Below are 25,042 nucleotides of genomic sequence, written 5' to 3' on the forward strand. Positions count from 1 at the left end.
ATCATGAGTGTCACCCCCTCACTTGAAACGCACTCGACGGCAAAAACGGCTGGTACAAGCTTACGTAATCTGGCCCGATTGGCCCTTTCGCGCCCGGCACTGGCACTACCATCACTCTTTCTAACGTTAATTGCCGTTGCAACACTCTGGCCGGGTTTACTTACAACAGCCGATCCATTGCTGGCAGATCCGCTACAGGCACAATTGCCGCCGTCGGCAGAGCATTGGTTTGGCACCGATCATTTGGGCCGCGACGTGTTTTCACGCGTGGTTCACGGTGCGCGCTATTCCGTTCTGATCGGCTTTAGCGCTGTGGCGATCGGTGCTATCGCTGGCTCCATTCTAGGGTTGTTGGCTGGACTATCGCGCGGCCTGATTGATGAAGCAATTTCCCGCTTTCTCGATGTGGTGTCTTCATTTCCCGATCTGCTGCTGGCTCTTGTTTTCATCTCGTTCACAGGACCGGGCACCGTCAATCTGATCTTTGCGCTTGGGGTCGCCATCATTCCACGTTTCGCCCGCGTCGTGCGCGCACAGACCTTTGTTATTGCGCAAAGCGGTTATGTCGAGCAGGCGAAAACATTTGGGCTGAAGCGTCATATCCTCGTGTTGCGGCACGTATTGCCCCACGCCATTGCGCAGGTACCAATCCTTGCAACAATCGGGCTTGGCACAGCGATCATCAGCGCTGCGGGCTTGAGCTTTCTTGGCATGGGACCGCAGCCGCCAGCTCCCGAATGGGGCGCGATGCTCTCAGAAGCGCGCAATTATCTGCGTGTTGCCTGGTGGATTGGCGTCTGGCCCGGTCTGGCCATCACACTCACCGTTATCTCCATCAGCATTCTCGGACGCCGTTGGCAGCTTGCCTTTGAAGGCCGGAGGCAGTCATGACAACACCCCTTGTTGAAATCCGCAATCTATCCATCAGCTTTCAACGCGATGACCAGTTGGTCAAAGTCGTCGAAGGCATCAATTTAACCATTCACCCCGGTGAGACGGTAGCGCTTGTTGGAGAGTCCGGTTCGGGCAAGTCAGTGACGGCACGAGCACTGATCGGACTTTCAGGCCCGAGCGCAATCGTCAAGGCTGACCTTTTCGAGATCGATGGTCTGAGTGTCCTTGATTACCGCGATAAGGAATGGCGGGGTCTTCGTGGCAACAAAATCGGCTTTGTCCTGCAGGACGCGCTGGTTTCGCTCGATCCGCTACGTCGTATCTCGCAACAGCTTTCTGATGCCTTCGGCGTCAAGGGCTTTTTCCGAAGGCCGGATGTCACGGATCGCAGCAAGGCATTGCTGCGCTCGGTCGGTATTCCCGACCCTGATCGCAGATTGCTGCAATATCCACATCAGCTTTCCGGCGGTTTGCGGCAACGCGCACTGATCGCAACAGCGGTTGCCCGTTCGCCGTCACTGCTCATTGCCGACGAACCGACCACAGCACTCGACGCGACGGTTCAGAAGCAGATTCTCGATCTTCTTGCGGAGCGTCGCCGGGCGGGACACACACTTCTGCTGATTAGCCATGATCTTGCTGTTGTCTCAAGGCTGGCCGATCGCGTTCTGGTCATGCACAATGGCCGCATCGTTGAGGAAGGCCCAACAAGGCAGATACTCAATGCGCCGAAGGAAGCCTATACGCGACATTTGCTTGAAGCCGTACCGTCGGCCGGATCGCGCGGCTACCGGCTATCGCCAGCACAGCCGCACCAAGCTCAAGTCAGGGTGCCCCTGCCAGCAAAGCGCATCGATGAGAGCACTAATGTTCTGGAATCCAAGGGGCTTTTCAAACATTATGGCAAAGCCAACACGCCTTTGGCCGTCAATGATGTCTCGTTCTCGCTGAAAGCTGGCGAAGCGCTCGGCATTGTCGGAGAATCCGGTTCCGGCAAAACCACTGTCGCGAAGATCGTTCTGGGGTTAACTGAACCCGACCAGGGTACGGTGCATATTGATGGCAAGCTCTGGAGCAATCTGCGTGAGGAGCAACGCCGCGAACAACGTGCGCATATGCAACTGATTGCGCAGGATGCGCTCAGTTCGTTCGATCCGCGTTACACGGTTGAAAAGATCGTCGGTGAAAGCCTTGATTCAGTTCATGTCTATGGTGATGAACGCCGCAAGCGCGTGGTGGAAGTGCTGGATGCGGTGCGTCTGGGGGCGCAGTTTCTCAAGCGCTATCCCCGTGAATTGTCGGGCGGTCAGCGCCAGCGTGTCGCCATCGCGCGCGCCTTTGCACCGCGCCCGAAATTGCTGGTCGCCGACGAACCTGTAAGCGCGCTTGATGTATCGGTGCAGGCTCAGGTGCTCGACCTTCTGGCCGAGCTACAAGCAGCTTCAGGCACATCGCTTCTGTTCATTTCCCACGACCTTGGCGTCGTCCATCATCTGACAGACCGTGTTCTGGTGATGAAGGACGGTCGCATCGTTGAAAGCGGCGCTGTTGAACGCGTCTTTTCCCAACCACAGCACAATTATACACGCGCCCTGCTGGATGCCGTTCCAACGATAAGCGCCGCTTAATTTACAAGGAAATTACCATGACCAAAACACGTACCCGCCGCTTGAAAACCCTGTTCGGTGCCAGCAACGTTGTTTCCGCGGACAATGACCAGGACAAGACCTTTGGGTTCAAACGCGCAATAGAGTTGGCAAAGAAGGCGGAAGCCGAGAAAATCACCGGTCTTTTTACTGCCGACCTTCTGCAACTTGATCCAGCGGGTCTTGCAGGCACCACTGGCACGCAAGACCCGGTTATCGCGCTTGCAGCGCTGGCACATGCCACATCGCATATCGGGCTTATTGCGACCGTCTCAACAACATTTTTGCATCCTTATAATCTCGCACGCCAGATCGGAACGCTGGATCATTTGAGCGGTGGCAGAACGGGCTGGAATGCCGTGACCTCTTCGGTCGGCGAAGAGAATTTCGGCGGCGATCTGCCAAGTCCGGAAGAGCGCTATGAACGGGCTGCGGAATTCATCGAGATCGTCAACGCGCTCTATGATGCAAATGAACGTGATGCGATCACGCGCAAAGCGTCGGGTAATATCTCTGTCCACCCGGAAAAATTTCACCCCATCAACTATCGTGGCAAGCATTTCAGCGTAGAAGGGCCACTGAATGTGCCACCTCTGCCGCAGGGTCGTCCGGTTCAGTTTCAGGCGGGGCAGTCCGATGCGGGCATCACCGTTGGCGCCCGCTATGCTGAAGTCGTCTATACGTCGCAGCCGAAGCTCGAAGATGCTGTGGCCTTTGCCACCGAGCTGCGCCGCAGAGCGGCACAGTTTGGCCGAGCCAACAATCTGCCATTCATCATGAACTCGCTTCATTCGCTGATTGGTTCATCGGAAGCCGATGTTGCTCGCCGTCTGAAAGACAAGCATGAGGCAATCGATTATGATCAGGGACGTGTCAAACTTGCAGATATGCTCGGCGGCCATATTGATCTGAGCGATCTGCCGCTCGACAAGTCTCTACCGGAAAACCTGCTGCCGGAAGTCACCAGCATTAACCGCCGCCGGGGCCGTGTTGAAGTCTTCCGCCGCTATGCGCGTGAAGGTCTGACTCTGCGTCAGTTGATTATTGAGGCACAGGAAACCGGTCACTGGTCGATTGCAGGTACGCCGGAGCAACTTGTTGATGCGATTGAAGAACGCTTCAATACGGGTGCTGTTGACGTTCTCACGCTGCACGGCATTGGTAATCCCGATCAGGAAGATTTACTTTTAAATGGTCTGATCCCGGAGCTTCGACGCCGGTCGTTGATTGATACGGATTATATCGGTTCTGACTTCCGCGCCAATCTGGAACTGCCAGCCTTATCCGTTGCAACACCGTCTCAGGCCCGGAGCGCCTGAAATGGCAAAGCGTGAGGGTTTTCTGCGTTTTGGCTTGTTCGTCTATCCGGTCGGCCACCATATTGCGGCATGGCGGCACCCGGATGCTGTTGCAAATGCTGGCATTAATTTCGACTATTACCGCAACGTTGCCTCGCTGGCAGAAGCAGCCAAATTCGATCTGCTGTTTCTTGCCGATGGTGCAGGAACCCGCGGCGACAATCTCGAAATTCTGAGCCGCACAGCGCACAGCTATGTAGCACAGTTTGAGCCGCTCACGCTTTTGTCCGCGCTCTCGGCTGTCACCAGCCACATCGGTCTTGTTGCGACGGCTTCATCGAGCTTCAATGAGCCTTTTCACATCGCACGAAAATTTGCCTCACTTGACCATTTAAGCGGTGGTCGCGCAGGCTATAACCTTGTGACTTCGGCCAGCGACTTTGAGGCGCGCAATTTCAATCTCGACCGTCATTATGAACATTCCGACCGTTATGAACGGGCGGAGGAATTTGCCGATGTCGTCACGGGGCTATGGAACAGCTGGGAAGATGATGCCTTTCTTTATGACAAGGAGCAGGCACGGTTTTTCGACCCTAACAAGCGGCATGTGCTTGATCATAAGGGCAAGCACTTCTCAGTTCAGGGACCGTTGAATGTGCCGCGATCGCCGCAAGGGCATCCGGTGACCGTGCAGGCCGGTTCATCGGCGGCTGGCAAGGAATTGGCTGCAAAAAGTGCGGATGTCGTTTTCACGGCACAGCAGACTGTCGAAGAAGCCTCCGCTTTCTACAAAGATGTCAAACTGCGTGCGGCACGCTATGGCCGTGATGCCGACGATATCAAAATCATGCCGGGCATTTTTCCGGTTGTTGGTCGCACAAGGCAGGAGGCTCAGGATAAGTTCGATCAGCTCCAGAACCTCATTCACCCGTCTGTGGGACTCAATATTCTTTCTTCGGGCTGGTCCGGCCCCGACCTTTCGCAGTTCGATCTCGACGGTCCCGTGCCTGAGTTGCCGGAAACTCAAGGGAGCAAAAGCAGACAAGAGCTTCTGTTTGAATTGGCGCGGCGCGAAAATCTAACCATTCGCGAACTTTATCTACGGGTTGCGGGCGCGCGTGGTCATCTGCAGATTGTTGGCACGGCGACGGACGTGGCTGATGCGCTCGAAGAGCGTTTTGAAACCTATGGCGCGGATGGCTTCAATGTGATGCCGCCTATCTTCCCGGCAGGTCTGGAAGACTTTGCCGAGCTGGTGCTGCCGGAGCTTCGTCGCCGCGGGCTTGCCCGCAGCGATTATGATGGTCCGACATTGCGGGACAATCTCGGTTTGAAAATACCGATCCATCCCGCGACATCGGTTCAGAGTTCAGACAGCTTAGCTGCCGTCAAAAAAGCGGTTTGAAGGGCGTGGGAGACCCAGATGTTCACGCAGTGTGCTGCCCTCGTAATCGGTGCGGAAGATACCACGGCGCTGTAGCTCAGGCACCAGTCTTTCCGCCACATCATCAAGGCCTTGCGGAAGGAAGGGGAATACAACTGTGAAGCCGTCACTGGCATCTTCTTCCAGCCATTTCTGCATTTCATCGGCAACGCTTTCGACGGTTCCGACGAAAGCAAGACCCGAATAGCCGCCGTAACGCTGGGCGAGCTGACGGACAGTCAGCTTTTCCTCTTCGGCCAGTTTAAGCACCTGCGCCCTGCCCGACTTGCTTGCATTGGTTTCGGGAATTTGAGGCAAATAGTCGTCTGGATCAAAACCTGATACATCATGGCCAAGAGCAATCGATAGCGATGCGATACCGCTATCATAGTGAACAAGACTATCGAGCTTCGCACGCTTACGCTTGGCTTCCTCAAGGCTATCGCCAAGGACGATGAAGGCTGCAGGCAATATCTTCAACGACGATGGCGCGCGACCGGCGGCAGCCAATCGCGACTTCAAATCAGCATAAAGCTTTTTTGATTCAACAATGTCTCGCGGCGCACAAAACACCACTTCCGCGGTTTCTGCCGCCAGCTGGCGACCCGGTTCTGATTGACCAGCCTGAACAATCACCGGCCATCCTTGTACGGGACGCGCTATATTGAGTGGTCCACGCACATTGAAATCATCGCCATGATGATCCAGAACATGCATCTTGGATGGATCAAAGAAGATGCCGCTTTCCTGATCCCGGATGAATGCATCATCCGCAAAGCTGTCCCAAAGTCCCGTTACGACATCATAGAACTCGCGCGCACGCTTGTAGCGTTCGCCATGCTCGACATGCTCGTCCTTGCCGAAATTAAGCGCTGAATCAGGATTGGATGTCGTGACGATGTTCCACGCTGCGCGCCCCTGGCTGATATGGTCAAGCGAGGCAAAACGTCTGGCAATATGGTAAGGCTCGTCAAATGTGGTGGAAGCAGTCGCCGCCAGTCCGATCTTGTCAGTCACCGCAGCCAGAGCTGACAGCAGCGTGAATGGTTCAAACGACGTAACCGTATGACTGCGCTTCAGTGCCTCGAGCGGCATGTTGAGGACCGCAAGATGATCCGCCATGAAGAATGCGTCGAATTTCGCCGCTTCAAGTTTCTGGGCGAAAGCCTTCAGATGCTTGAAATTGAAATTCGCGTCGGCATAGGCACCGGGATATCGCCAAGCGCCAGTATGCAGGCTTACAGGGCGCATAAACGCCGTAAGATGAAGAGACTTGTTCAATTGATTGTTCCTGAGGCTATTGCGAAATGAGGTGGGCGCTTCTCGATGAGCGTTTGTCAGATCGGTGATTTTACGACTACGTACTCATTGAGCTAAGAAATATGATTGCGCAGCGTGCGCCACTCAAGGAATTTGCGCTTCATATTTCCGTGATTCATGGATCATCGTGCTAAGCGCCCGTCACAGAGCAATGTTAGACTCCATCCCAATATCTTGCGTTGGCTTTATTGGGTTTTATCGACAAACCCAACATGGCATATTTTCAAAGTGGAACCGGCTTCAGCGTTTTAACGTTGAAGATATCGATCCGATCGGCCTTGGGATAATCAGATTATCCCTTTGGGCGCGGAGGAAAATAACCAAGGGAGGTCAGAAAGATGAAAGCACGCACGGCAAGTGTTGGTGATCTGGAAAGCGTTTTTCACGACCTTTCAGAGCGAATGGCAGCAGAATATATCGCGGCCGGGAAAGACGTAAGATCGGCCTATGATAACCTTACCATGAACCTGCGCGAAGGACGTGCACATGCACTGATTGAAGACGACAAGGTCGTGGCGATCATTGCCTGGCAAGAAGCGGATGATGGAACAGATACTTTGTTTGCAGCGAAGGAAGATTTTTTCAATGCGCGATCCGTCCGCTTTTGCCGGAAGCACATAAAGCAAATTCAGGCGCTTTCCGGCGACCGTCCGATACATTCCAGAAGCTGGCTTGACCGTCCTGATGTCGTTAAATGGTTTCGGATCATTGGTTATCGGGAGATCGATGGCGAGCAAGGTTCCAAGCTTTTTGAGCTTGGTGCCCCAGCTGGAAACAGCCTCTCCAGCCAGTAAAATTAAGCGGCGCTGCGCCTGTCAAGCGCGGCGCGAGCTACCGCAAACCATCGGCAACAGCTTCAATCGTTGCTCTCACGCGTGACGCAAGAACACGGCCACCCGGCCATATGATATGGATCGGCAACGAGGGTGTTCTGATATCCGGCAAAGCCTGAACCAATGCGCCGGACAAGAGCTTGTCTTCGACCAGCCAGCGGGGTACCTGAACAAGCCCCAAGCCAGCAATACCCGCATCGACGATCATATCAAAAGCAGCAAAGCTATGGTTCGCGCGGATATCGCATCGAACCTTTTCCCCATGCTCGTTTAAAACGACCCATGGTTCATTCCGCCCACCGCGAAACTGCGTAACGCAGAAATGCTCTTGAACGTCACTCAGTTTCAAAGGCTTACCATAGGCCGATATGTAAGAGGGCGATGCACAAATGATGACGTCCTGCTGACCCACGCGTTTAGAAATCAGATCCATACTATCGGGCAGATCACCGATCCGCACCGCAAGGTCGTACCCGTCTTCGATGAGGTTCACGACGCGGTTTTCAAATGACACTTCAAAATGCAGCTGTGGATGGGCCTGTGCGAGTTGCATCAACAAAGGTGCAACGCATTTCCGGCCAAACAAATCCGGCAGATTAATCCGCACCCGTCCTGACGGAACAGCTATGCGGGAAGAAAGTGCAGTTTCTGCATTCGCAAGCTCTTCAAGCGCCCGACGGCAGCTTTCCAGATAAATGCGTCCCTCGTCGGTCAGGCTTAGACTGCGGGTCGTGCGATGAAACAACCGCACACCGAGACGATCTTCAAGCCGAGCAACAGACTTGCTGACCGCAGATTGCGACAGGCCCAACACGGTTGATGCAGCCGCGAAGCTGCCCGATTGCTCAGCCTGTACAAATGCTCTGATACCGTTGAACCGTTCGTTTGAAATCATCTGTCGATAATATTTGTCGTGATTGAATATAAATAATGCCAGAAGTGCGAAATTTTCTCCATGATAAATTGCCTTTCACACAATTTCAGCGCTGTGAAGGGTGAGCAATGTCAGAAGCACTGCAAGATAAGACAATCGTCGTGATTGGTGGAAGTACCGGGATCGGGTTTGCCGTTGCAAAGAAGGCGGTAGAAGCCGGCGGTAAGGTCGTTATAGGTGCACGCGATCCTGCAAGACTTGAACAGGCTGCTATAACTCTGGGAGAGAGATCAACCGCACTGGAAGTCGATACCTCCGACATTCAATCTCTCGCGACATTTTTCAGAGCAATCGGCGCTTTCGATCATCTGTTCGTCCCGGCGGCCACCTACACTGTGGTCGGCCTCGACAGCGACGACATAGAGGCAATTGAAAGCCCGTTTCGTTCCAAGTTCTGGGGCCAATACTGGGCTGTGAAACAAGCTGTTCCGCACCTCGACAAAGCCGGTTCGATCACCTTGATGGCCGGTGCTGCCAGTGCAAGGCCAATCAAGGGTGGCGCAGTTTATGCAGCTTGCAACAGTGCAATCGAAGGGCTCGGTCGCGGGTTGGCGATTGATCTGGCACCCATCCGGGTGAACACGATTTCACCCGGTACAATCGACGGCCATCTTTGGCAAAATCGTCCGCAGGAAATACGCGAAATGGCCTATGAACACTATCGTCAAAATTCGCTTGTCGGCAGACCAGGCACTGAATCCGAGATTGCTGATACCGTACTTTACCTGATGGGAAACAGGTTTGTGACCGGATCGAACCTTTATCCGGATGGTGGATACGCGCTTCGCTGACAGCCGATATAGCAACTGGCTGCATTATCTGAAGTTTCTAATGCAGCCATTTGAATTTAATAGGTTTCTCCGCGAAGATGGCTCGCCAGAAAGCCGAGATTATCTTGTCCCCAATAAGTCTCAGTATCGTAAATATAGGTCGGAAAACCAAACACACCCTTGTCGACGGCACGTTCGCGATCCGATTTCCATTTGGCCTGAACGTCGTGATCATTCTCGCGCCCAACCAGATACTGACCGTTGAAACCGGCTTCATCCGCGACCGCACTGCGGACTTCCGGCTTGCCAATATCCTTAGCCTCAGACCAAAACGCATGTTGAAGCACGCGTGTCAGCTGTAGCCAGTTTTGACCTTCAAGGTAAGCCGCAATCACACTGAATGAAGCAGGTGTGGGATCACTCAGAGCCGGGCGATCATCAATGAAAAGCGGTTTGCCGCGAAACTTGGCCCACCGCTTGAGATCCTGCGTGCCATAAGCGCGACGGGCTACCGGACGATTGCGCGAAAAGATGCCGCCATTTTCCTCGATGACGGTCGCAAGATATGGCTTGATTTCGACCACATGCCGCTCTGCCAGTTCCTCGAGCGTATCAAGCCCGAGATATGACCAGGGCGAGCCGATGGAAAAGAAATAATCAATCGATTTTGGCACGTTTTATCCTTTTACATGTGAGTGCATCCCGCAAAGTCGGAACCGGTTTTCGGGATGCGCGTAGAGATGTTACTTGAACTTCGGCAATCCGGGCGGATTGGTCTCCGATTGTTTGAGAGCCTCTTCCTCAAGATGCCAGCGGTCGAGAATGCGGGCATAGTCTCCGCTTGCGATCAGGCTGTTGGTGGCAATGGTCAGTGCATCGGCAAGTCCGCTGCCTTTGCGCGTTGTAATCGCCACATCCGAGCGATCCGGCCAGCCCGCACTCAGCGTGCCGACGCGTTTGATATTCTTGTCGCGGGAGGCGATGAACACGAGCTGCGCGTGGGGCTGCACAATCACATCGGCCCGGCCGGATTGCAGAGCCAGAAGGCTGGCAGCTTCGTCATCATAATATTGCAGTTCCAGCGGTTTCAGCCCCGCCTTCTCATTCTCTTCGCTCCACTTGACCAGAATGCGCTCCTGATTGGTCCCGGCACCCACGATGATGCGTAGGCCTGCCGCATCCTTTGGTTCCTTGATGGAGGTAACGCCACTATCGGCCTTTACGAAGAAGCCATGCAGGCCTTGCCGGTAGGTCGAAAAGTCGAACTTTTCCTTGCGCTCTTCCGTTACGCCAACATTGGATATCACGGCATCATATTTGCCTGATGCGAGACCCAGCGGCCAATCGATCCATGCGACCGGAACACTTTCAAGTTCGAGCCCAAGGCTTTCCGCAATCGCCGACGCATAGTCTGCATCCGCACCCACAACAGTCTTGGCATCTGTGGCATAGGCCGCCAGCGGCGGACCACCCGGCGCAACGGCCACAGTCAGCTTGCCCGGAGTGACGAATTTAAACTCTGCGGGGATGGCCGCAATTGCCTTGGCATCTTTCTGCACATGAATGCGACCAGCCTGCTCGGGTGATAAATCAAAATCATCCTCCGAAAAGGCCGGCAGGGATGAAGCGCCTACCAACGCCCATGCAGCAACTAACAGAGCACCTGCTCTCATGAACCGTTCTCCATTTGTGTAAACTAAAGCGGGCTGGCATATGCGTCCCCTCATGTGCCAGCCCAGCCCCTCACGAACGGCTTTTCGGCAGGCCCTGTGGATTTGTCTTGGCTTCGGTGATGGCTTCTGGTCCGAGGTTCCAGGTCTCAAGAACCTTGGTATAGGCACCGCTTGCAATCAGATCGTTGAGAACATTGGTCAGTGGAGCTGCAAGCCCACTGCCCTTGCGCGTTGTGACCGCAATCTCAGCGGTGATCGGCCAGCCGCCACTGACCGTGCCAACCAGCTTGGTCTTGCCATTGATACCAGCGGAATAGGCCTGCGTCGCATTCACGCTGAACACCGCATCGGCACGACCACTTTGAATGGCGAGATCCTTGACCGCGTCGTCGTCGTAATATTGCACCTCAATCGGTTTCAGACCGGCTGCAACATTCTGACGATCCCACTCCAGCAGCACCTTTTCCTGATTGGTGCCTGCATCGGTGATGATCTTGAGACCTTCAATGTCCTTGGGCTGTTTCAGCTCCTTGATCGCGCTGTCAGCCTTGACGTAAAAGCCAAGCTCATCCTTGCGATAGGTGGAGAAATCGAACTTCTCCTTCCGCTCTTCCGTCACGGTGACATTGGAAATTACAGCGTCGAATTTGCCCGAAGCAAGCCCAAGAGGCCAATCGGCCCAAGCAACCGAAACCAGTTCCAGATCGCGCCCCACACTATCGGCAATGATCTGTGCAAGATCGACATCGTAGCCGATGACGGTCTTGGAATCTGATGCATAGTCGTGCAGCGGCAGATGCCCGCTGGTGCTGATGCCGATGGTCAGAACACCGTCTTTGACGAATTTGAAGTCCTTGACCTCATCGATACGCTTATCGATTTTTTCAACTCGCAAACGGTTTGGCTGTTCTGGACTGAGATCAAATCGGCCCTCACTCCATGCAGCATTGGTCATCAGCAAAGCCCCTGAAATCAGGCCCGCAGTGAAGTATCCCGCTTTTCTGATATAAGTCATATTCCCATCTCCTTGAGTGTAAAACTCTGTGTAATGACCTGATTTCTCTATATTTCACCCCATTACGAGCGGATCTTACGATCCGCTTTTCGGCAATCCTGCAGGGTTGGTTTTGGCTTCATCAACGGCTTCTGAACTCAGGCTCCAACGCTCAAGCACCTGATGATATTTGCCGTTCTTGATGAGTTCATTGAGCGAGAGCGTCAGCGTATCGGCCAGACCGCTGCCCTTGCGTGTGGTGATTGCCACCTCGGCCGTCTGCGGCCAGCCGCCGCTTACTGTGCCGACAAGCTTGGTTTTGCCGTGCTGCGATGCAGCATAAGCCTGCACTGCATTGACGCTGAAAACCGCATCCGCACGACCGGAATCAATCGCTAGGCTCTTGACGGCATCATCGTCGTAATACTGAATTTCTACAGGCTTCAGGCCCGCTTCGACGTTCTGCTTGTCCCATTGCACAAGGATGTTTTCCTGATTTGTGCCTGGATCGGTGATGATTTTGAGACCCGCAATGTCCTTCGGCTCTTTCAGCGACGTGATCGGACTGTCGGCCTTCACATAAAAGCCAAGCTCATCCTTGCGATACGTTGAAAAGTCGAACTTTTCCTTGCGTTCTTCGGTTACGGTCACATTTGAAATAACCGCATCGAACTTGCCAGATTGAAGCGAAAGCGGCCAATCCGCCCAAGCGATTGGCACCAGCACAAGCTCACGGCCCAATGTATCGGAAACCAGCTGGATGAGATCGGGATCGAAGGCAACGACAGTCTTTGCATCGGTTGCATAAGTGCTGATCGGAGGCACCCAGGGATTAATGCCGACGACGAACTTGCCGTCCTGCACAAACTTGAAATCCTTGGGAACGGCATTGACGACGGCTTCGCTCTTTTCCGTGCGCAGACGGTTTGGCTGCTCCGGGCTAAAATCAAGCTCTGCGGAAAAGGCTGGCGCGCTGAACAGCGTTGCTGCTGCCAGAAAGCTGCCCAATATTGCGTTCTTGTAGTTGACCGATTTCATTGAATGACTCCTGAGAATAATCTGAATTTTGGACAAACAATCCCTGTCGACTGCCCCGTCAGGGCAATCGTAAGTGTCGGGAGTTGTGGTTTGGATCCTGAGCGCATCCCGAAAAGTGAGAACCGATTTTCGGAATGCGCTTAACAAAGCGGGCGTTCTGGCGTCAGAGGACTTTTGCGAGAAACTCCCGGGTTCGGGGATGCGTTGCCGCATTGAAAAGCTGCTCTGGCCTGCCGGTTTCGAGAATACGGCCCTCTTCCATGAACACCACCGTATCCGCCACTTCACGGGCAAAGCCGATCTCATGGGTTACGATGACAAGCGTGGTGCCAGAGCGTGCAAGCTCCTTGATGACATCCAGCACTTCACCAACCAGTTCCGGGTCGAGCGCCGAGGTTGGCTCGTCGAACAGGATGACTTTTGGATTGAGTGCCAATGTGCGGGCGATGGCGACACGCTGTTGCTGACCGCCGGAAAGCTGGCGCGGATAAGCATTGATTTTTTCGCTGAGACCAACGCGGGCAAGCAGGCGTTTTGCAATCACGGTCGCGGCATCGCGGCTCAACCCACGGACAATCATCGGTGCTTCGATGATGTTTTCCAGCACGGTCAGATGCGGGAAGAGATTGAAGTTCTGAAACACCATGCCGACATCGACGCGCTTTTTCAGAATGTCTTTTTCTTTCAACTCGTAGAGGGTGTTGCCGCTCTGGCGATAGCCCAGCAGTTCGTCATCAATCGAGATGAAGCCGTCATCCACGCGCTCCAGATGATTGATGGATCGCAGCAATGTCGACTTGCCCGAACCCGATGGGCCGAGGATTGCAGTCACACTACCGGGCTTGATGTGCAGGCTGACATTGTCGAGAACGAGATTGTTGCCGAAGCTCTTCGATACCCCGTGAATATCCACCGCACCGCGTCGCGTGCCCATGAACCCGCTGACAGCAAGTGTTTCGGTAATCCGCGAATCCTGTTCGCTCGATGCAACATTCTCCGCTTTGCTCGATACGGGACTTTTTGCTGGAACGAAACGAGCGAAAAGGCGTGTCAGAATGGCTGGCGGCGGATTGCGCAATGCACCGCGCGAGAAATGGCGTTCGATGTAATATTGCGCGATCGACAGCACCGTCATGATGATCAGATACCAGACGGTTGCGACCATCAGCAGGGGAATGACTTCGAGGTTGCGGCGGTAGATGACCTGCACCGTATAGAAGAGTTCCGGCAGCGCGAGCACGTAGACCATCGATGTGCCTTTGGCGAGGCCGATGATTTCGTTGAAGCCCGTTGGAAGGATCGTACGCATGGCCTGCGGAAGCACGATGCGGAAGGCTTGTCTGCGTCGTGGCAAGCCGAGAGCGGCGGCAGCTTCGAGCTGCCCCTGATCGACAGACAGAATGCCGCCACGGATGATTTCGGACGAGAACGCAGCCTGATTGAGACTCAAGCCCAGAAGGGCGGCAGCGAACGGACTGAGGATCTGAACGGTTGGATATTCGGCAAAAGTGATATCCGTGTAAGGAACACCAAACCTAACAGTTTCATATAGATAGCCGAGATTGTTCAGAACAAGAAGCAGGACGATCAGTGGAATGGATCGCAGCAGCCAGATATAGGCCCAGGAAAGACCGGATAGCAACGGCGAGCGTGAAACGCGAGCAAGCGCGAGTGCGGTTCCCAATGCAAATCCCAGCACTGTTGCAAGCGCTGTCAGCCACAGCGTTCGCATCAAACCGACAAGAACGGGCTCTGATAAGAACCATTCTGCAAAGACCGGCCAGCCCCATTTGGGGTTGGTCATAACCGATTGCAGCACGGCGATAATCAGCCCTGCGGCCAGGATCGTACCAACGACGCGGGCCGGATAACGTGCCGGAACGATGCGGTAATGTTTGAAATCGCCGGGACTTACGCGAGAGCCTGCCTCCCTGTCCGTACCCGCAAAATCTGTAGCAATAGCCATGATCAACGCTGCTCCGAATTGCCATTTAACTTATGACTCACTGCAGACGTGTCTGTCATGGAAGTCACTTGATCTGAGTTTCGGAGATGAGGCGTCGAGTTTCAAAACAAATAAGTCTATTTAAACAGGATACAGTGGATGTTTTTTCCACAACACCCACCCTGACGCCCAAGCATTTACTTAGCCAAATGCCGCCTGCTTTGCAGTCGTATCGGAAGAGTTAAAATCAACTTGTCTGATGTTTTCGATATTTTTCTCGAAAGGCAAAGTCCCGTAAATTTCCGGGTCTGCCGAGACATCAAAAAGCGCTGTGTATCCGTTTCTTAAGTAGAGCTCTTTGGCTTCTGGCTGCCGAAAACCAGTGGTCAGATAAACGCGCTTGTAACCCTGACGGTGTGCCTGCGCTTCCAGCTCTTCAAGCACCTTTTTAGCAAGACCTTGCCTGCGCAGATCGCTATGCGTCCAGATGCGCTTGAATTCGGCGGTCACATCGTCATAGCGCATGAATGCACCACCACCGACTGTCTGGCCATCACGGAGCAACAGCAGGAAATTGCCGTGCGGAGGCGCGAAGGCTTCCGGCGGATATTTGTTCATTTCGGCTGCTGCACCCTCTTCATTGAAATAGGTGCCGTAGCGCGTGTCATACTCGATTGTCAGCGCCTCGATCAGCGGCACTGCACGAATATCGGTCGTTGAAGTGTAGAGAAATTCATCCGCCATGATGGCCATCCATGTTGAAGAAATCGTGCAATCTCAGATCAGCGAGGCTTCGGTCAGCCGAACCCAAAACAGCGCCGCTGGAAGCAGGATTTCATCGTTGAAATTATAATTGGGGTTATGCAGGCCCGCGCTGTCGCCATTGCCGACGAAGAAATACGTTCCCGGCTTCTGCTCAAGCATAAAGGCAAAATCCTCGCTTGCCGTGCGCGGACGGAAATCTTCGATAACTGTGCCAGCGGGGAACGTGCTGAGCGCGACCTGTCGCGCAAATTCCGTCTCGGCTTTTGCGTTGATCAGGGCAGGAAAGCCCCACTGATAATTGACATCAGCAACAGCACCAAAGCTTTCGGCCTGTGAACGCGCGACAGATTCAATCCGCCGCCGCAACTCTTCGCGTACAGCTTGCGAGAACGAGCGGATGGTAATGCCAAGATCAACATGCGCCGGAATGACATTCAACGCATCGCCGCCATGAATGGAAGCCACCGTCACTACACCCATATCAAGCGGATCGAGATTGCGCGCGACCACCGTTTGCAGGGCCAAGACAATGGATGAGGCAACCACAACCGGATCGACCGATTTGTGTGGTTCGGCACCATGACCACCACGTCCGTTCACGCGAATTCTTGCCCGGTCCACCGATGCCATTGCCGGGCCGGTGACAAAGCCGAACTTTCCTGCAGGGACACCAGGCCAGTTATGCAGCCCATAAACGGCATCGCACGGAAAGCGCTCAAAGAGGCCGTCTTCGATCATGCGTCGGGCACCTGCCCCGATCTCCTCAGCTGGCTGGAAAATGAGATGCACCGTGCCGGAAAAGCGACCGGATTGGGCGAGATAGCGAGCCGCTGCCAGCAAAACGGTCGTATGTCCGTCATGACCACAGGCGTGCATCACACCGGAATTGCTGCTTGCGTAATCAAGGCCAGTCGCCTCGATGATCGGCAGGGCGTCCATGTCTGCCCTGATGCCAATGGTCTTGTTCGAGTTGCCACGCTTCAATGTGCCAACCACGCCAGAACCGCCAACGCCGGTTGTAACGTCATAGCACCATTGCTTCAGATAATCTGCCACCAGAGCAGACGTCCGGGTTTCCTTGAACGCCAGTTCCGGATGGGTATGAATGTCGCGACGCAAAGCGATAAACTCATCGATAAACGAGGCGAGACCTGCCTCGATTTCCAGTTTACGGTTTACGTCTGGCGACCGCTGAATATTCATGCCGCACCCTTTCGGTGACTTTCGGCATCATTGTTTTCAACGGGCTTCGCATAACGGCTCTGCGGATGCTCAAGCCCGAGATTTCCGCGCAGCGTATCGTGTTTCAAGCTGCCTTCATGATATCCGCGCTCTTCCAGAATTGGCAGAACATGCGCAATGAAATCATCCAGCCCTTCGGCAATTACCGGGAATCCAAGGATGAAACCGTCAGCAGCCTTCTGCTCTTTCCAAAGAATGATTTCGTCGGCAATCTTCTCTGCGGTGCCGATGAAGGACGTGCGTGGTGTCGCCACATTCAGCGCCACTTCACGCAGACTGAGCTTGTTTGCAGCCGCGTCCCGCTTGATGCGGTCGGTTGTCGAACGGAAGCTGTTCTTGCCGACGTCACCAAGATCAGGGAAAGGCGCATCGAGATCATAGGCGGTGAAATCATGGTGGTCGAAAAAACGTCCGAGATAGGACAGCGCTTCGTTGATGCTTACGAGATTGCGGATCGCCTGATATTTCTCTTCGGCTTCAGCTTCGGTTCGTCCAACGATGGGGCCGATGCCAGGATAAATGCCGACATCGTCCTGCGAACGCCCATGGGCAACCGCACTTGCTTTGATCTGCGCATAAAATGTCTGGCTGTCCTTGATGGTACCCGCATTGGTGAAGACGGCGTCGGCATGTTTGCCCGCAAGTCCGACACCTGCTTCGGAAGCACCGGCCTGAAAGATAACAGGCTGGCCCTGAGGTGAACGCTGGATATTGAGCGGCCCTTCAACCGAGAAGAAGCGCCCCTTGTGGTCGAGCCGATGGAAACCTTCGGGCTTGTAAAACTGTCCGCTTTCACGATCGCGAACGAAGGAGTCTTCATCCCATGAATCCCAAAGACCTTTGGTTACTTCAAGATATTCATCGGCGATTTCATAACGCAGAGCGTGCTCGGGATGTGGCTTGCCATAGTTGCGGCCTGACCCTTCGAGCGGCGATGTCACCACGTTCCAGCCTGCACGCCCGCCTGAGATGAGATCAAGCGATGCGAACTGTCGTGCAACCGTAAACGGATCACTATAGGACGTCGAAACCGTGCCTGCGAGGCCAATGCGCTTCGTGTTCGCTGCGAGTGCCGAAAGGACAGTCAAAGGCTCAAAGCGATTGAGAAAATGCGGAATGGAAATCTCGTTGATATAGAGCCCGTCTGCGATGAAGGCGAAGCTGATGCCTGCCTCTTCAGACTTGCGTGCCGCATCAATGAAAAACTGGAGGTTCACGCTGGCATCTGCCGGCCCGGATGGATGTTTCCAGGCATTCATATGTCCGCCTGCACCCTGCAGCATCACACCGAATCTAATCTGCTTGGAACTCATTTGAGGTACTCCCTATAGCCAGCGGCTTTGGATCAGGCGGCAATAGCCAGACGTTCGCCTGCGAGGCTTTCGATGGCAGCTAATCTTTGCTCATGTGAAACGGCGGGGAACTCGAGCACAAACTCCGTCACCCCATATTGCTCGTGCAGCTCATCGAGCTTCTGCTTCACCTGCTTTGCCGAGCCTGCGAGCACATTTGGATGCTTTTCTTCAACCCGGTAATCAGTCTCTCCCGCCTGTCGCGCAAACTCGGCGGCGGCCTCCTGTGTGCCAACTGAAACTGATTGTCCGGAGGCGAGATGAACCTTGAAGATTTTAATTTTCGAGACCGCGGCATCAACCGCCTCTTGGCTCTCGGCAACGACCGCACCAAGCGCCAGCACAGGCACTTTTCCAGTCACATTGCGATAGGCGTCGAACGTCTTCTGCAGATTGGCAGTATCGCCATTCAAATGACCGGCATAGACAAAATCCCAGCCGGAATGTGCGGCAAGCAACGCGCTCTCCGGGCTTGCGCCAAGCACAAATTTTTCTGCAGATATCTGTGGTTTAGGTGTTGCGGCCAGCCCTTCAAACGGACCCGATGCGATCTTGTCACCGCCAAGAAATGCGCTGAGCTGTTCAAGTTTGCTGTTGAAATCGAGCCGCTTTTCGCTGCCCGTTTCCTGCTGCAAGGCCTTGGTTGATAATGGAAGTCCGCCCGGCGCCTTGCCGACACCCAGATCAACGCGCCCGCGCCCAAGGGCCGCCAAAAGGTTGAAGTTTTCGGCAACTTTGTAAGGGCTGTAATGCTGCAGCATCACGCCGCCAGAACCAATTCTGATCCGCTTTGTCGATGCCAGAAGATAAGAAACAAGCACCTCGGGCGAAGGCCCGGCCAGTTCATCTGCATGATGATGCTCTGCAACCCAGAACCGCTTGTAGCCCGCCTGTTCGGCAGCCTGAGCATAAGAAACGGTATTTGCAAGAGCGGTTTCCGCACTACCAGCCTGTGCTACCGGGCTCTTGTCGAGAAGACTTAACTGATAGGGCATCGGCACATCCACTTTCGCTGAGCATCGCATTGGGGCGGAACCTTCCGCGCAACGCGCACGAATATGGACCGGCCTCGAATAGTTTCTCGGCTTCGCGACGAAATCTCAAAGATTAGTCGACTGAAATTGTAGGGTTTGTGGCAAATTTATTCTGTGGTGGTGGAATATGTTGAAACGGCCTGCTTCAGGCCTGCCCAACCCGTCAGCTTCTATGAAAACGGTTTTAGAGCGTTCGCAGCGGCTAAAATACATTGCCGCTGCAATCAGAATTCAAAAGGTTTTAAATGTAACGACGTGGATTGGCTGCGAGATAGAACGTGTTGATCAGCGTGTTGATATCAAACACAGGCAAGCCGGATTCCGCCGCAACATACGATGAAAACGGGCACATATTGGTGCATTCAAACAGAATAGCGCCCGGATTTTCACAGCTCGCCATAAACTCCCGGGTCATCTCCAGCATTTCTTCCTTCAGCACTTCCGTGTCGAGGTAATCGCGACCTTCAATATAGGTCTGCGGAAACTCGGCATTCTGCTTCATTCCCTGCACCTGCACGGGGATAACATCGGACGACCAGCCAACGCCTTTGAAATGTGCATCATTCATGTGATGTGCTCGCTCAGTGAACACACCGATGACTTTGCCAGGTGGCAGCATGGCGTGAATAATCGGCGCCTGCATCAATGATGACGTGAACACCGGAATGTTGACCGCTGCGGCAATATCTTTCTGGAACGGCCCCAAAAAACCACAGCTTGTGGTAATGGCGCGTACGCCCTCCGCTTCGAGTTCGCGTGCCGCATTGATGAATGGTTCGATCAGTTTTGGATCAGGATTGTTGCCCATGATGCGGGTGGCATGTGCACCTTTTACTGTCTTGTAACGCACAGGAAAATCATAGGACAGTGCATTGCCGATATCACCAGCAGGACGAGGGAAAATCGTGTCCAGCATCAGCACACCTATCTGCTGTCCATAATTGGTGAAGCCACCTTTAAGCATCATAGTTTCATTCCTTAGAGTTCGGGATAATTAACAGCCGAAGCGTGCTGGCGAGAAGGCGCAAACACTGTCTGACGGGGGTACGTTGTTGATTGCGTCGAGAACGATTTCGGCCGTTTTGGGCGCTGCAGCGATCCCTATATGACCGTGACCGAAGGCAGCAACGATCCCCTGATGCTGCGTGAGTTTACCTATTACGGGAACGCCATCTGCAGGCGACGGGCGATGCCCCATCCAAAGCTTGAGATGCTGCAGATCCTGTTTTGCCAGATTGGGATAGCTCGCCAATGCGTGCTTGAGCAGCACCTCCGAGCGCCGCCAGTCGGGCGCTTTCTCCACCGTTGCCAGCTCCACCTGACCGGATAGACGCAAACCCATATTGGTCGGCGTATTGCCCATCCGCCCGGTGCTCGGCATGATCGGGATATCAAAGGGAAGCTCGGCCATCGGCAAGGTTACATGATAGCCGCGCTCGCTTTGCATCGGCACATATAAGCCGAGATCACGCATGATACTCCCGGAATGAATGCCCGCCGCAAGCACGATATGATCGGCAGCAATACTCTCGCTGTTCTCGAAGACAACACGCGGCGAAACACCGGTAAGCACCCTGACGACATTCTTGCGGATCCGATGAACGCCCGCTTTTTCCGCCTGTGTGGCGATACCCGCAACATAGGTTCCGGTATCCAGACAATGGGCGCCCTCCCGCACATGAATGGCAAAGCGAAAATTGCCTCCAAGCGCCGGAATACGTTCACGCAGTTCTGCTTCCTGCCATTCGTCGAACAGAACGCCGTTATCACGGCGCAGCTGCCAGCTAAGCGCTTCAGCTTCAAAGGCTGCACGATCAGGATAGGCGTAAAGCAGGCCCTTCTGCACGATGAGATGTTCCTGCCCAGTCTTGCTGGCCAGCTCGAGATGGCGTTTTGGTCCATCATTAAGCAGCCAGTTGAGCTTGGCCGCAGTTTTTGTCACCCGCGATTTTGTGGCCCCTGCGAGCAGGAAACGCATGAGCCATGGTGTCAGCCTTGGAACCGATTTCCAGTCAAGGGTCAGTGGCCCGTTGCGATCAAGCAGAAATCCGGGAACCTGTCGCCACAGGCCGGGCATACTCATGGGAATGATCGAAGCCGGACTGATCCAGCCACCGTTTCCGTAGCTTGCACTTTGCTCGCCGCCCGGTTCTGAGCCGTCGCACAGTGTTACTTTCAAACCGGCTTCAGCGAGCCGCAAAGCGGTGGTGGAGCCGATAATGCCAGCCCCGACGACAATAACATTGCCTGTCATGACATTTATCCGTTCTGCGCGTGCATTTATGCGAGACCGCCGTGGAAATGGCTCAGAAACTCTCGGGTTGCGGCTTCATGCGGCTCATTGATCACCTGACGGGCATCACCGGTTTCAACGACGTAACCGTCCTGCATGAAGATGACCTTGTCCGCGACATCACGAGCAAAGGCCATTTCATGGGTCACAAGGATCATCGTCATACCCTGCTCGGCCAATTGCCGAATGACCGCCAGAACTTCACCGACCAATGCCGGATCAAGCGCCGATGTTGCCTCGTCAAACAGCATCACATCGGGGCGCATGGCGAGCGCCCTTGCAATCGCAACACGCTGCTTCTGTCCGCCAGAGAGCTGTTCTGGTCTGGCGTCCGCACGGGCGGCAAGGCCGACCTTTTCCAATAGTTCCATAGCCAGTTCGCGGGCAGCCTTCTTGTCCTGTTTGAGAACAGTGACCGGCCCGATCATAACGTTATCGAGAACGCTCATATGGGGAAACAGATTGAAATTCTGGAACACCATCCCGGTATTGGCGCGGAATGCCGCGAGGTATTTGTCCTTGAGCGACACGTTCCCGGACGAGAAATCGATCTTCTGCTCACCAATTGCGATGTAACCCGCGTCTGGCAGCGAAAGCAGATTGAGACTGCGCAGCAATGTCGATTTGCCGGACCCGCTTGGCCCGATAAGCGCAACCACCTGCCCGCGTTCGACCGTGAGGCTGATATTGCGCAGCACCTCGATGTCGCCGAAAGACTTTTTCAGCCCACGCACTTCGATCATCGGTTCAGCATTCATGGCTTATCTCCACAAGGCTTGCTTGCTTCATCAGGCTCATCATTTCAGCCTGCCTTCCAGCCCATGCGCGAGCCGTGTCAGAGGGAAGAGAACTGCGAGATAAAGCACTGCAATAAGGGTGTAGGTTTCAAGCGGCCGGTAGGTAGCCGAAGTTACGAGCTGGCCCTGATAAAGAAGATCAGGCACAGCAAGCACCGACAAAAGCGATGTGTTTTTCAGCTGAAGCACGGACTGGTTGACAAGTGGCGGCACCATGCGGCGGAGTGCTTGCGGCAATATGATCTTGCCCATGAGCTGGCCACGGCGCATACCGATTGCACGCCCTGCATCCCACTGGCCTGCATCAATGGAAACAATGCCACCACGAATAATTTCCGCATAAAATGCAGCACCATAGAAGGTAAGCGTAATGAAAGCCGCCATCGCAGGCGAAATTTCAAAACCAATCAACATTGGAAGCGCATAATAGCACCAGACCAACTGCACCAGCACCGGCGTACAGCGAAATATCTCAACAACCGTCATAATGGGCACGGTGATGATTTTGTTGCCGGAAAGCCTGCCAAGAGCAAAGACTGTACCAACGAATATGCCCGAGAGTACAGTTACAATTGTAAAACCGACTGTATAGGCCAGGCCCTGGAGGAATAATCCCCGATACTGCCAAAGGCCGGAAAAGTCCCATTGATAGTCCATTAATTCACTCTTTCTGACATCCCGGCGAAGGCACGGGAAGACGTTGAGCTGAACAGCCAATGCCCCAGCGACAGGACATCGAACACCGGCAAGCCACATGCTTTTGCGACTGCTTGTGCAAATGGCGGCATGTTTGTGCATTCAAGAACAACGGCACCAAGATCGGGTTCGCGTAACGTCAGCTCTTTTGCTGCCTTTGTAATTTCAGTTTCGAGAGCCGAGCGATCATAAGTTCCGCTGCCTTCAATCAACTCGCGAAAGGCACCACCGCCCGGCATACCAATCCTTGGCGTGCCTATGCTTGCACCACAGGCAGCGAAGATTGCATCATCAAGGCTTGCTTCATCATAGGTGATGACTCCCACCGTGCGCCGCGGGCCAACCAATGCGCTGACCATCGGCAACTGAAGCAGGCTGGAGGTCGCAATTGGCACCGACAGTTTTCCGCTTAAAGTGCTCTGATGGCGTGCCATGAAGCCGCAAGAAGTAACGAGCGCTTTGCAGCCTTCAGCAATCAGAGCCTCGCCAGCAATGACAAAATCTTCGATCAGCCCGGCACCACCCTGACGAATGATCTTGTCGGGCGATGCTCCGCTAACCTTTTTGAACCTTACCGGCATCTCCCATGATGTCGGGTTGCCGACATCTCCAGGCGGACGCGGGAAGCCGGTGTCAAGCATGATGACACCGAGTGATCCTTGCTGATGCTGCATGATGGTTGACGCGTCAGAACTTCAAAGTTGGCGGCAAGTCTGATGGCTGCACGCCCACGAGCGAAAGGCTGTTGACGATCCATTCATTGACCTTGCCCTCTTCACGACGCTTTTTAAGCCAGACATCGACATAGTCGCGGAACTCGCCATTTGCATCCTTGCGCACGCCGATTGTGGTGGGCTGGCTATCCTGTGGCTCAGGAACGAAGACCTTGTATTTGCTGCCAAGCTTGTGCGTGGTAACAACCGACATCAGCGCAACCTGCACGATTGCGTCAGCTCGGCCCGACTGCAGCGCGATGATCGTTTCATCCGCTCCTTTGAGCGCAACGAGTGTGCAATTCGGTAATGTCTTGCGGGCGAAGAGATCCTGCGTTGATCCCAAATCAACCGTTACACGGATTTCCGGCTTGTTCAGCTCTTCCCAGTTTTTGATCTCACGATCCTTGCTCGTGATGATGGTAAAGACGTTATCCATCATGGCTTCGGTGAAATCGACAGCCTTGGCACGCTCAGGATTGTTGCTCAATGCAAACATGATGTCGATCTTGCTGCCCTGCAGGTCCATGACGGAATTACCCCAGGTGGTTTCGACCATTTCCAGCGGCACGCCGATATATTCCGCAAGATCTTTGCCCATGGAAACGCAAAAGCCTGCCCATTCTCCCGTCGCAAGGTCTTTTTGATAATATGGCGCGGTGCCATTAAACACGCCAATGCGCAACGCACCACGATCCTTGATGGCTTTCAACGTAGCACCGCCGTCAACAGCCCAGGAAAGTCCAGGTGCAAGCATGACCGCTGTGCCACCCAAAAGTGTTGTCTGGATAAACTCACGTCTATTCATTGTTGTTTCCCTCTTTTTGAACCGAGCATTACTGCGCGCTGGAATGCGCCAGGCTGCTTTCTCTATTGAATTTATTGGAAAGTACCACCGAGTAACTGACGTTTTCGATCCCTTCGATCTGCGCCAGCTCTTCAATCAAAGCCTCCAGATCCTCAAGAAAACCGACATGAACCCGGCACAATATGTTGGCGGGCCCGCTGATGGCATCAGCAGTCAGGATTTCCGGATAGGCACGCAATGTTGCAAACAGACGCTGCACAATGCGCTGCGAGGCGGTGATGAACAGATAGGCGGAAATGCTGTTGTCGTCCTTTGTACGGCGGACGATCGCGCGATAGCCCAATATAACGCCGCGTCGCTCAAGGCGACCAATGCGTTCCTGAACGCTCGACCGGGCAAGGCCTACCCGCCGTGCCAGCTCGCTTGCTGGCAGACGCGCGTTTTCTTCCAGGATACTGACCAGATTTCGGTCGATACTATCACCGTAGTCCATCGTGTTCCCTTATGTTTATTTTTCAATGAGAATGCGGCGCTTTCTCATCAAATAAAAGCATTGAAAATTGGATTAAGCATG

General features: G+C 54.1%; 24 protein-coding genes. 6 read left to right on the plus strand and 18 right to left on the minus strand.

Going from position 1 to position 25,042, the window contains the following annotated elements:
* The first annotated feature begins 3 nt into the window (after positions 1–3).
* The 4 genes from ABWV94_RS13010 to ABWV94_RS13025 are packed head-to-tail and all read left to right on the plus strand — an operon-like array spanning position 4 to position 5,243.
* The gene (locus tag ABWV94_RS13010; protein WP_353413795.1) at positions 4–891 is read left to right on the plus strand and encodes an ABC transporter permease; all 888 of its coding nucleotides are present in this window, start codon (positions 4–6) and stop codon (positions 889–891) included.
* On the plus strand, positions 888–2,522 hold the full coding sequence (locus tag ABWV94_RS13015; RefSeq protein WP_353413797.1) for a dipeptide ABC transporter ATP-binding protein: 1,635 nt from the start codon (positions 888–890) through the stop codon (positions 2,520–2,522). Before ABWV94_RS13010 ends, ABWV94_RS13015 begins: the two co-directional genes overlap by 4 nt.
* 17 nt (positions 2,523–2,539) lie before the next feature.
* On the plus strand, positions 2,540–3,859 hold the full coding sequence (locus ABWV94_RS13020) for an NtaA/DmoA family FMN-dependent monooxygenase (RefSeq protein WP_353413799.1): 1,320 nt from the start codon (positions 2,540–2,542) through the stop codon (positions 3,857–3,859).
* A 1-nt stretch (position 3,860) separates the two neighbouring features.
* Complete coding sequence (locus ABWV94_RS13025; protein ID WP_353413801.1) at positions 3,861–5,243, plus strand: LLM class flavin-dependent oxidoreductase; 1,383 nt, start codon at positions 3,861–3,863, stop codon at positions 5,241–5,243.
* Here the strand turns inward: ABWV94_RS13025 and ABWV94_RS13030 are convergent.
* The gene (locus tag ABWV94_RS13030) at positions 5,217–6,512 is read right to left on the minus strand and encodes an LLM class flavin-dependent oxidoreductase (RefSeq protein WP_353414091.1); all 1,296 of its coding nucleotides are present in this window, start codon (positions 6,510–6,512) and stop codon (positions 5,217–5,219) included. The genes ABWV94_RS13025 and ABWV94_RS13030 overlap by 27 nt on opposite strands.
* A gap of 407 nt (positions 6,513–6,919) precedes the next feature.
* On the opposite strand from ABWV94_RS13030, the gene ABWV94_RS13035 reads away from it, so the two are divergent.
* Positions 6,920–7,375 (plus strand): hypothetical protein, encoded by a 456-nt coding sequence (locus ABWV94_RS13035; RefSeq protein WP_007878990.1) that lies wholly within the window; start codon positions 6,920–6,922, stop codon positions 7,373–7,375.
* Positions 7,376–7,412: 37 nt separating this feature from the next.
* Here the strand turns inward: ABWV94_RS13035 and ABWV94_RS13040 are convergent, their stop codons facing one another.
* Positions 7,413–8,309 (minus strand): LysR family transcriptional regulator, encoded by an 897-nt coding sequence (locus ABWV94_RS13040; protein ID WP_353413803.1) that lies wholly within the window; start codon positions 8,307–8,309, stop codon positions 7,413–7,415.
* A 107-nt stretch (positions 8,310–8,416) separates the two neighbouring features.
* On the opposite strand from ABWV94_RS13040, the gene ABWV94_RS13045 reads away from it, so the two are divergent.
* Complete coding sequence (locus ABWV94_RS13045) at positions 8,417–9,139, plus strand: SDR family oxidoreductase (RefSeq protein WP_353413805.1); 723 nt, start codon at positions 8,417–8,419, stop codon at positions 9,137–9,139.
* Positions 9,140–9,195: 56 nt separating this feature from the next.
* Here ABWV94_RS13045 and ABWV94_RS13050 read toward each other — a convergent pair whose 3' ends face one another.
* From ABWV94_RS13050 to ABWV94_RS13125, 16 genes are all read right to left on the minus strand, one after another.
* Positions 9,196–9,792: a 2-hydroxychromene-2-carboxylate isomerase gene (locus ABWV94_RS13050; protein ID WP_353413807.1), complete on the minus strand. Its 597-nt coding sequence runs from the start codon at positions 9,790–9,792 to the stop codon at positions 9,196–9,198.
* Positions 9,793–9,861: 69 nt separating this feature from the next.
* Positions 9,862–10,791 (minus strand): ABC transporter substrate-binding protein, encoded by a 930-nt coding sequence (locus tag ABWV94_RS13055; protein ID WP_353413809.1) that lies wholly within the window; start codon positions 10,789–10,791, stop codon positions 9,862–9,864.
* A 70-nt stretch (positions 10,792–10,861) separates the two neighbouring features.
* Positions 10,862–11,746, minus strand: coding sequence for an ABC transporter substrate-binding protein (locus ABWV94_RS13060; RefSeq protein ID WP_502905178.1), 885 nt, complete (start codon positions 11,744–11,746; stop codon positions 10,862–10,864).
* 135 nt (positions 11,747–11,881) lie between these two features.
* A complete protein-coding gene (locus tag ABWV94_RS13065) occupies positions 11,882–12,823 on the minus strand; it encodes an ABC transporter substrate-binding protein (protein ID WP_007878984.1) in 942 nt (313 codons plus the stop codon).
* A 163-nt stretch (positions 12,824–12,986) separates the two neighbouring features.
* Positions 12,987–14,789 carry an amino acid ABC transporter permease/ATP-binding protein gene (locus ABWV94_RS13070; RefSeq protein WP_353413813.1) on the minus strand — a complete coding sequence of 601 codons (1,803 nt, stop codon included), beginning with the start codon at positions 14,787–14,789 and terminating at the stop codon, positions 12,987–12,989.
* A 180-nt stretch (positions 14,790–14,969) separates the two neighbouring features.
* On the minus strand, positions 14,970–15,521 hold the full coding sequence (locus ABWV94_RS13075; RefSeq protein ID WP_353413815.1) for a GNAT family N-acetyltransferase: 552 nt from the start codon (positions 15,519–15,521) through the stop codon (positions 14,970–14,972).
* Between the two features lie 24 nt (positions 15,522–15,545).
* Positions 15,546–16,736: a M20 aminoacylase family protein gene (locus ABWV94_RS13080; RefSeq protein ID WP_353413817.1), complete on the minus strand. Its 1,191-nt coding sequence runs from the start codon at positions 16,734–16,736 to the stop codon at positions 15,546–15,548.
* Positions 16,733–18,088, minus strand: a complete 1,356-nt coding sequence (locus ABWV94_RS13085) for an LLM class flavin-dependent oxidoreductase (RefSeq protein ID WP_353413819.1) — start codon at positions 18,086–18,088, stop codon at positions 16,733–16,735. The genes ABWV94_RS13080 and ABWV94_RS13085 overlap by 4 nt, the downstream gene beginning before the upstream one ends.
* Positions 18,089–18,120: 32 nt before the next feature.
* Positions 18,121–19,122 carry an MsnO8 family LLM class oxidoreductase gene (locus tag ABWV94_RS13090; protein WP_353413821.1) on the minus strand — a complete coding sequence of 334 codons (1,002 nt, stop codon included), beginning with the start codon at positions 19,120–19,122 and terminating at the stop codon, positions 18,121–18,123.
* A gap of 280 nt (positions 19,123–19,402) precedes the next feature.
* Positions 19,403–20,128 carry an aspartate/glutamate racemase family protein gene (locus tag ABWV94_RS13095; RefSeq protein ID WP_079212903.1) on the minus strand — a complete coding sequence of 242 codons (726 nt, stop codon included), beginning with the start codon at positions 20,126–20,128 and terminating at the stop codon, positions 19,403–19,405.
* A gap of 27 nt (positions 20,129–20,155) precedes the next feature.
* Complete coding sequence (locus ABWV94_RS13100) at positions 20,156–21,415, minus strand: NAD(P)/FAD-dependent oxidoreductase (protein WP_079212904.1); 1,260 nt, start codon at positions 21,413–21,415, stop codon at positions 20,156–20,158.
* A gap of 26 nt (positions 21,416–21,441) precedes the next feature.
* Positions 21,442–22,212 carry an amino acid ABC transporter ATP-binding protein gene (locus tag ABWV94_RS13105; RefSeq protein WP_079212905.1) on the minus strand — a complete coding sequence of 257 codons (771 nt, stop codon included), beginning with the start codon at positions 22,210–22,212 and terminating at the stop codon, positions 21,442–21,444.
* A 39-nt stretch (positions 22,213–22,251) separates the two neighbouring features.
* Positions 22,252–22,908: an amino acid ABC transporter permease gene (locus tag ABWV94_RS13110; RefSeq protein WP_353413824.1), complete on the minus strand. Its 657-nt coding sequence runs from the start codon at positions 22,906–22,908 to the stop codon at positions 22,252–22,254.
* Positions 22,908–23,621 (minus strand): aspartate/glutamate racemase family protein, encoded by a 714-nt coding sequence (locus ABWV94_RS13115; protein ID WP_353413826.1) that lies wholly within the window; start codon positions 23,619–23,621, stop codon positions 22,908–22,910. The genes ABWV94_RS13110 and ABWV94_RS13115 overlap by 1 nt, the downstream gene beginning before the upstream one ends.
* Positions 23,622–23,634: 13 nt before the next feature.
* On the minus strand, positions 23,635–24,468 hold the full coding sequence (locus ABWV94_RS13120) for a transporter substrate-binding domain-containing protein (protein ID WP_079212907.1): 834 nt from the start codon (positions 24,466–24,468) through the stop codon (positions 23,635–23,637).
* A 28-nt stretch (positions 24,469–24,496) separates the two neighbouring features.
* Positions 24,497–24,961: an Lrp/AsnC family transcriptional regulator gene (locus ABWV94_RS13125; RefSeq protein ID WP_079212908.1), complete on the minus strand. Its 465-nt coding sequence runs from the start codon at positions 24,959–24,961 to the stop codon at positions 24,497–24,499.
* Between the last annotated feature and the right edge of the window lie 81 nt (positions 24,962–25,042).

Source organism: Brucella sp. NBRC 12953, from assembly GCF_040369775.1.
Classification (GTDB): Bacteria; Pseudomonadota; Alphaproteobacteria; order Rhizobiales; family Rhizobiaceae; genus Brucella; species Brucella pseudogrignonensis.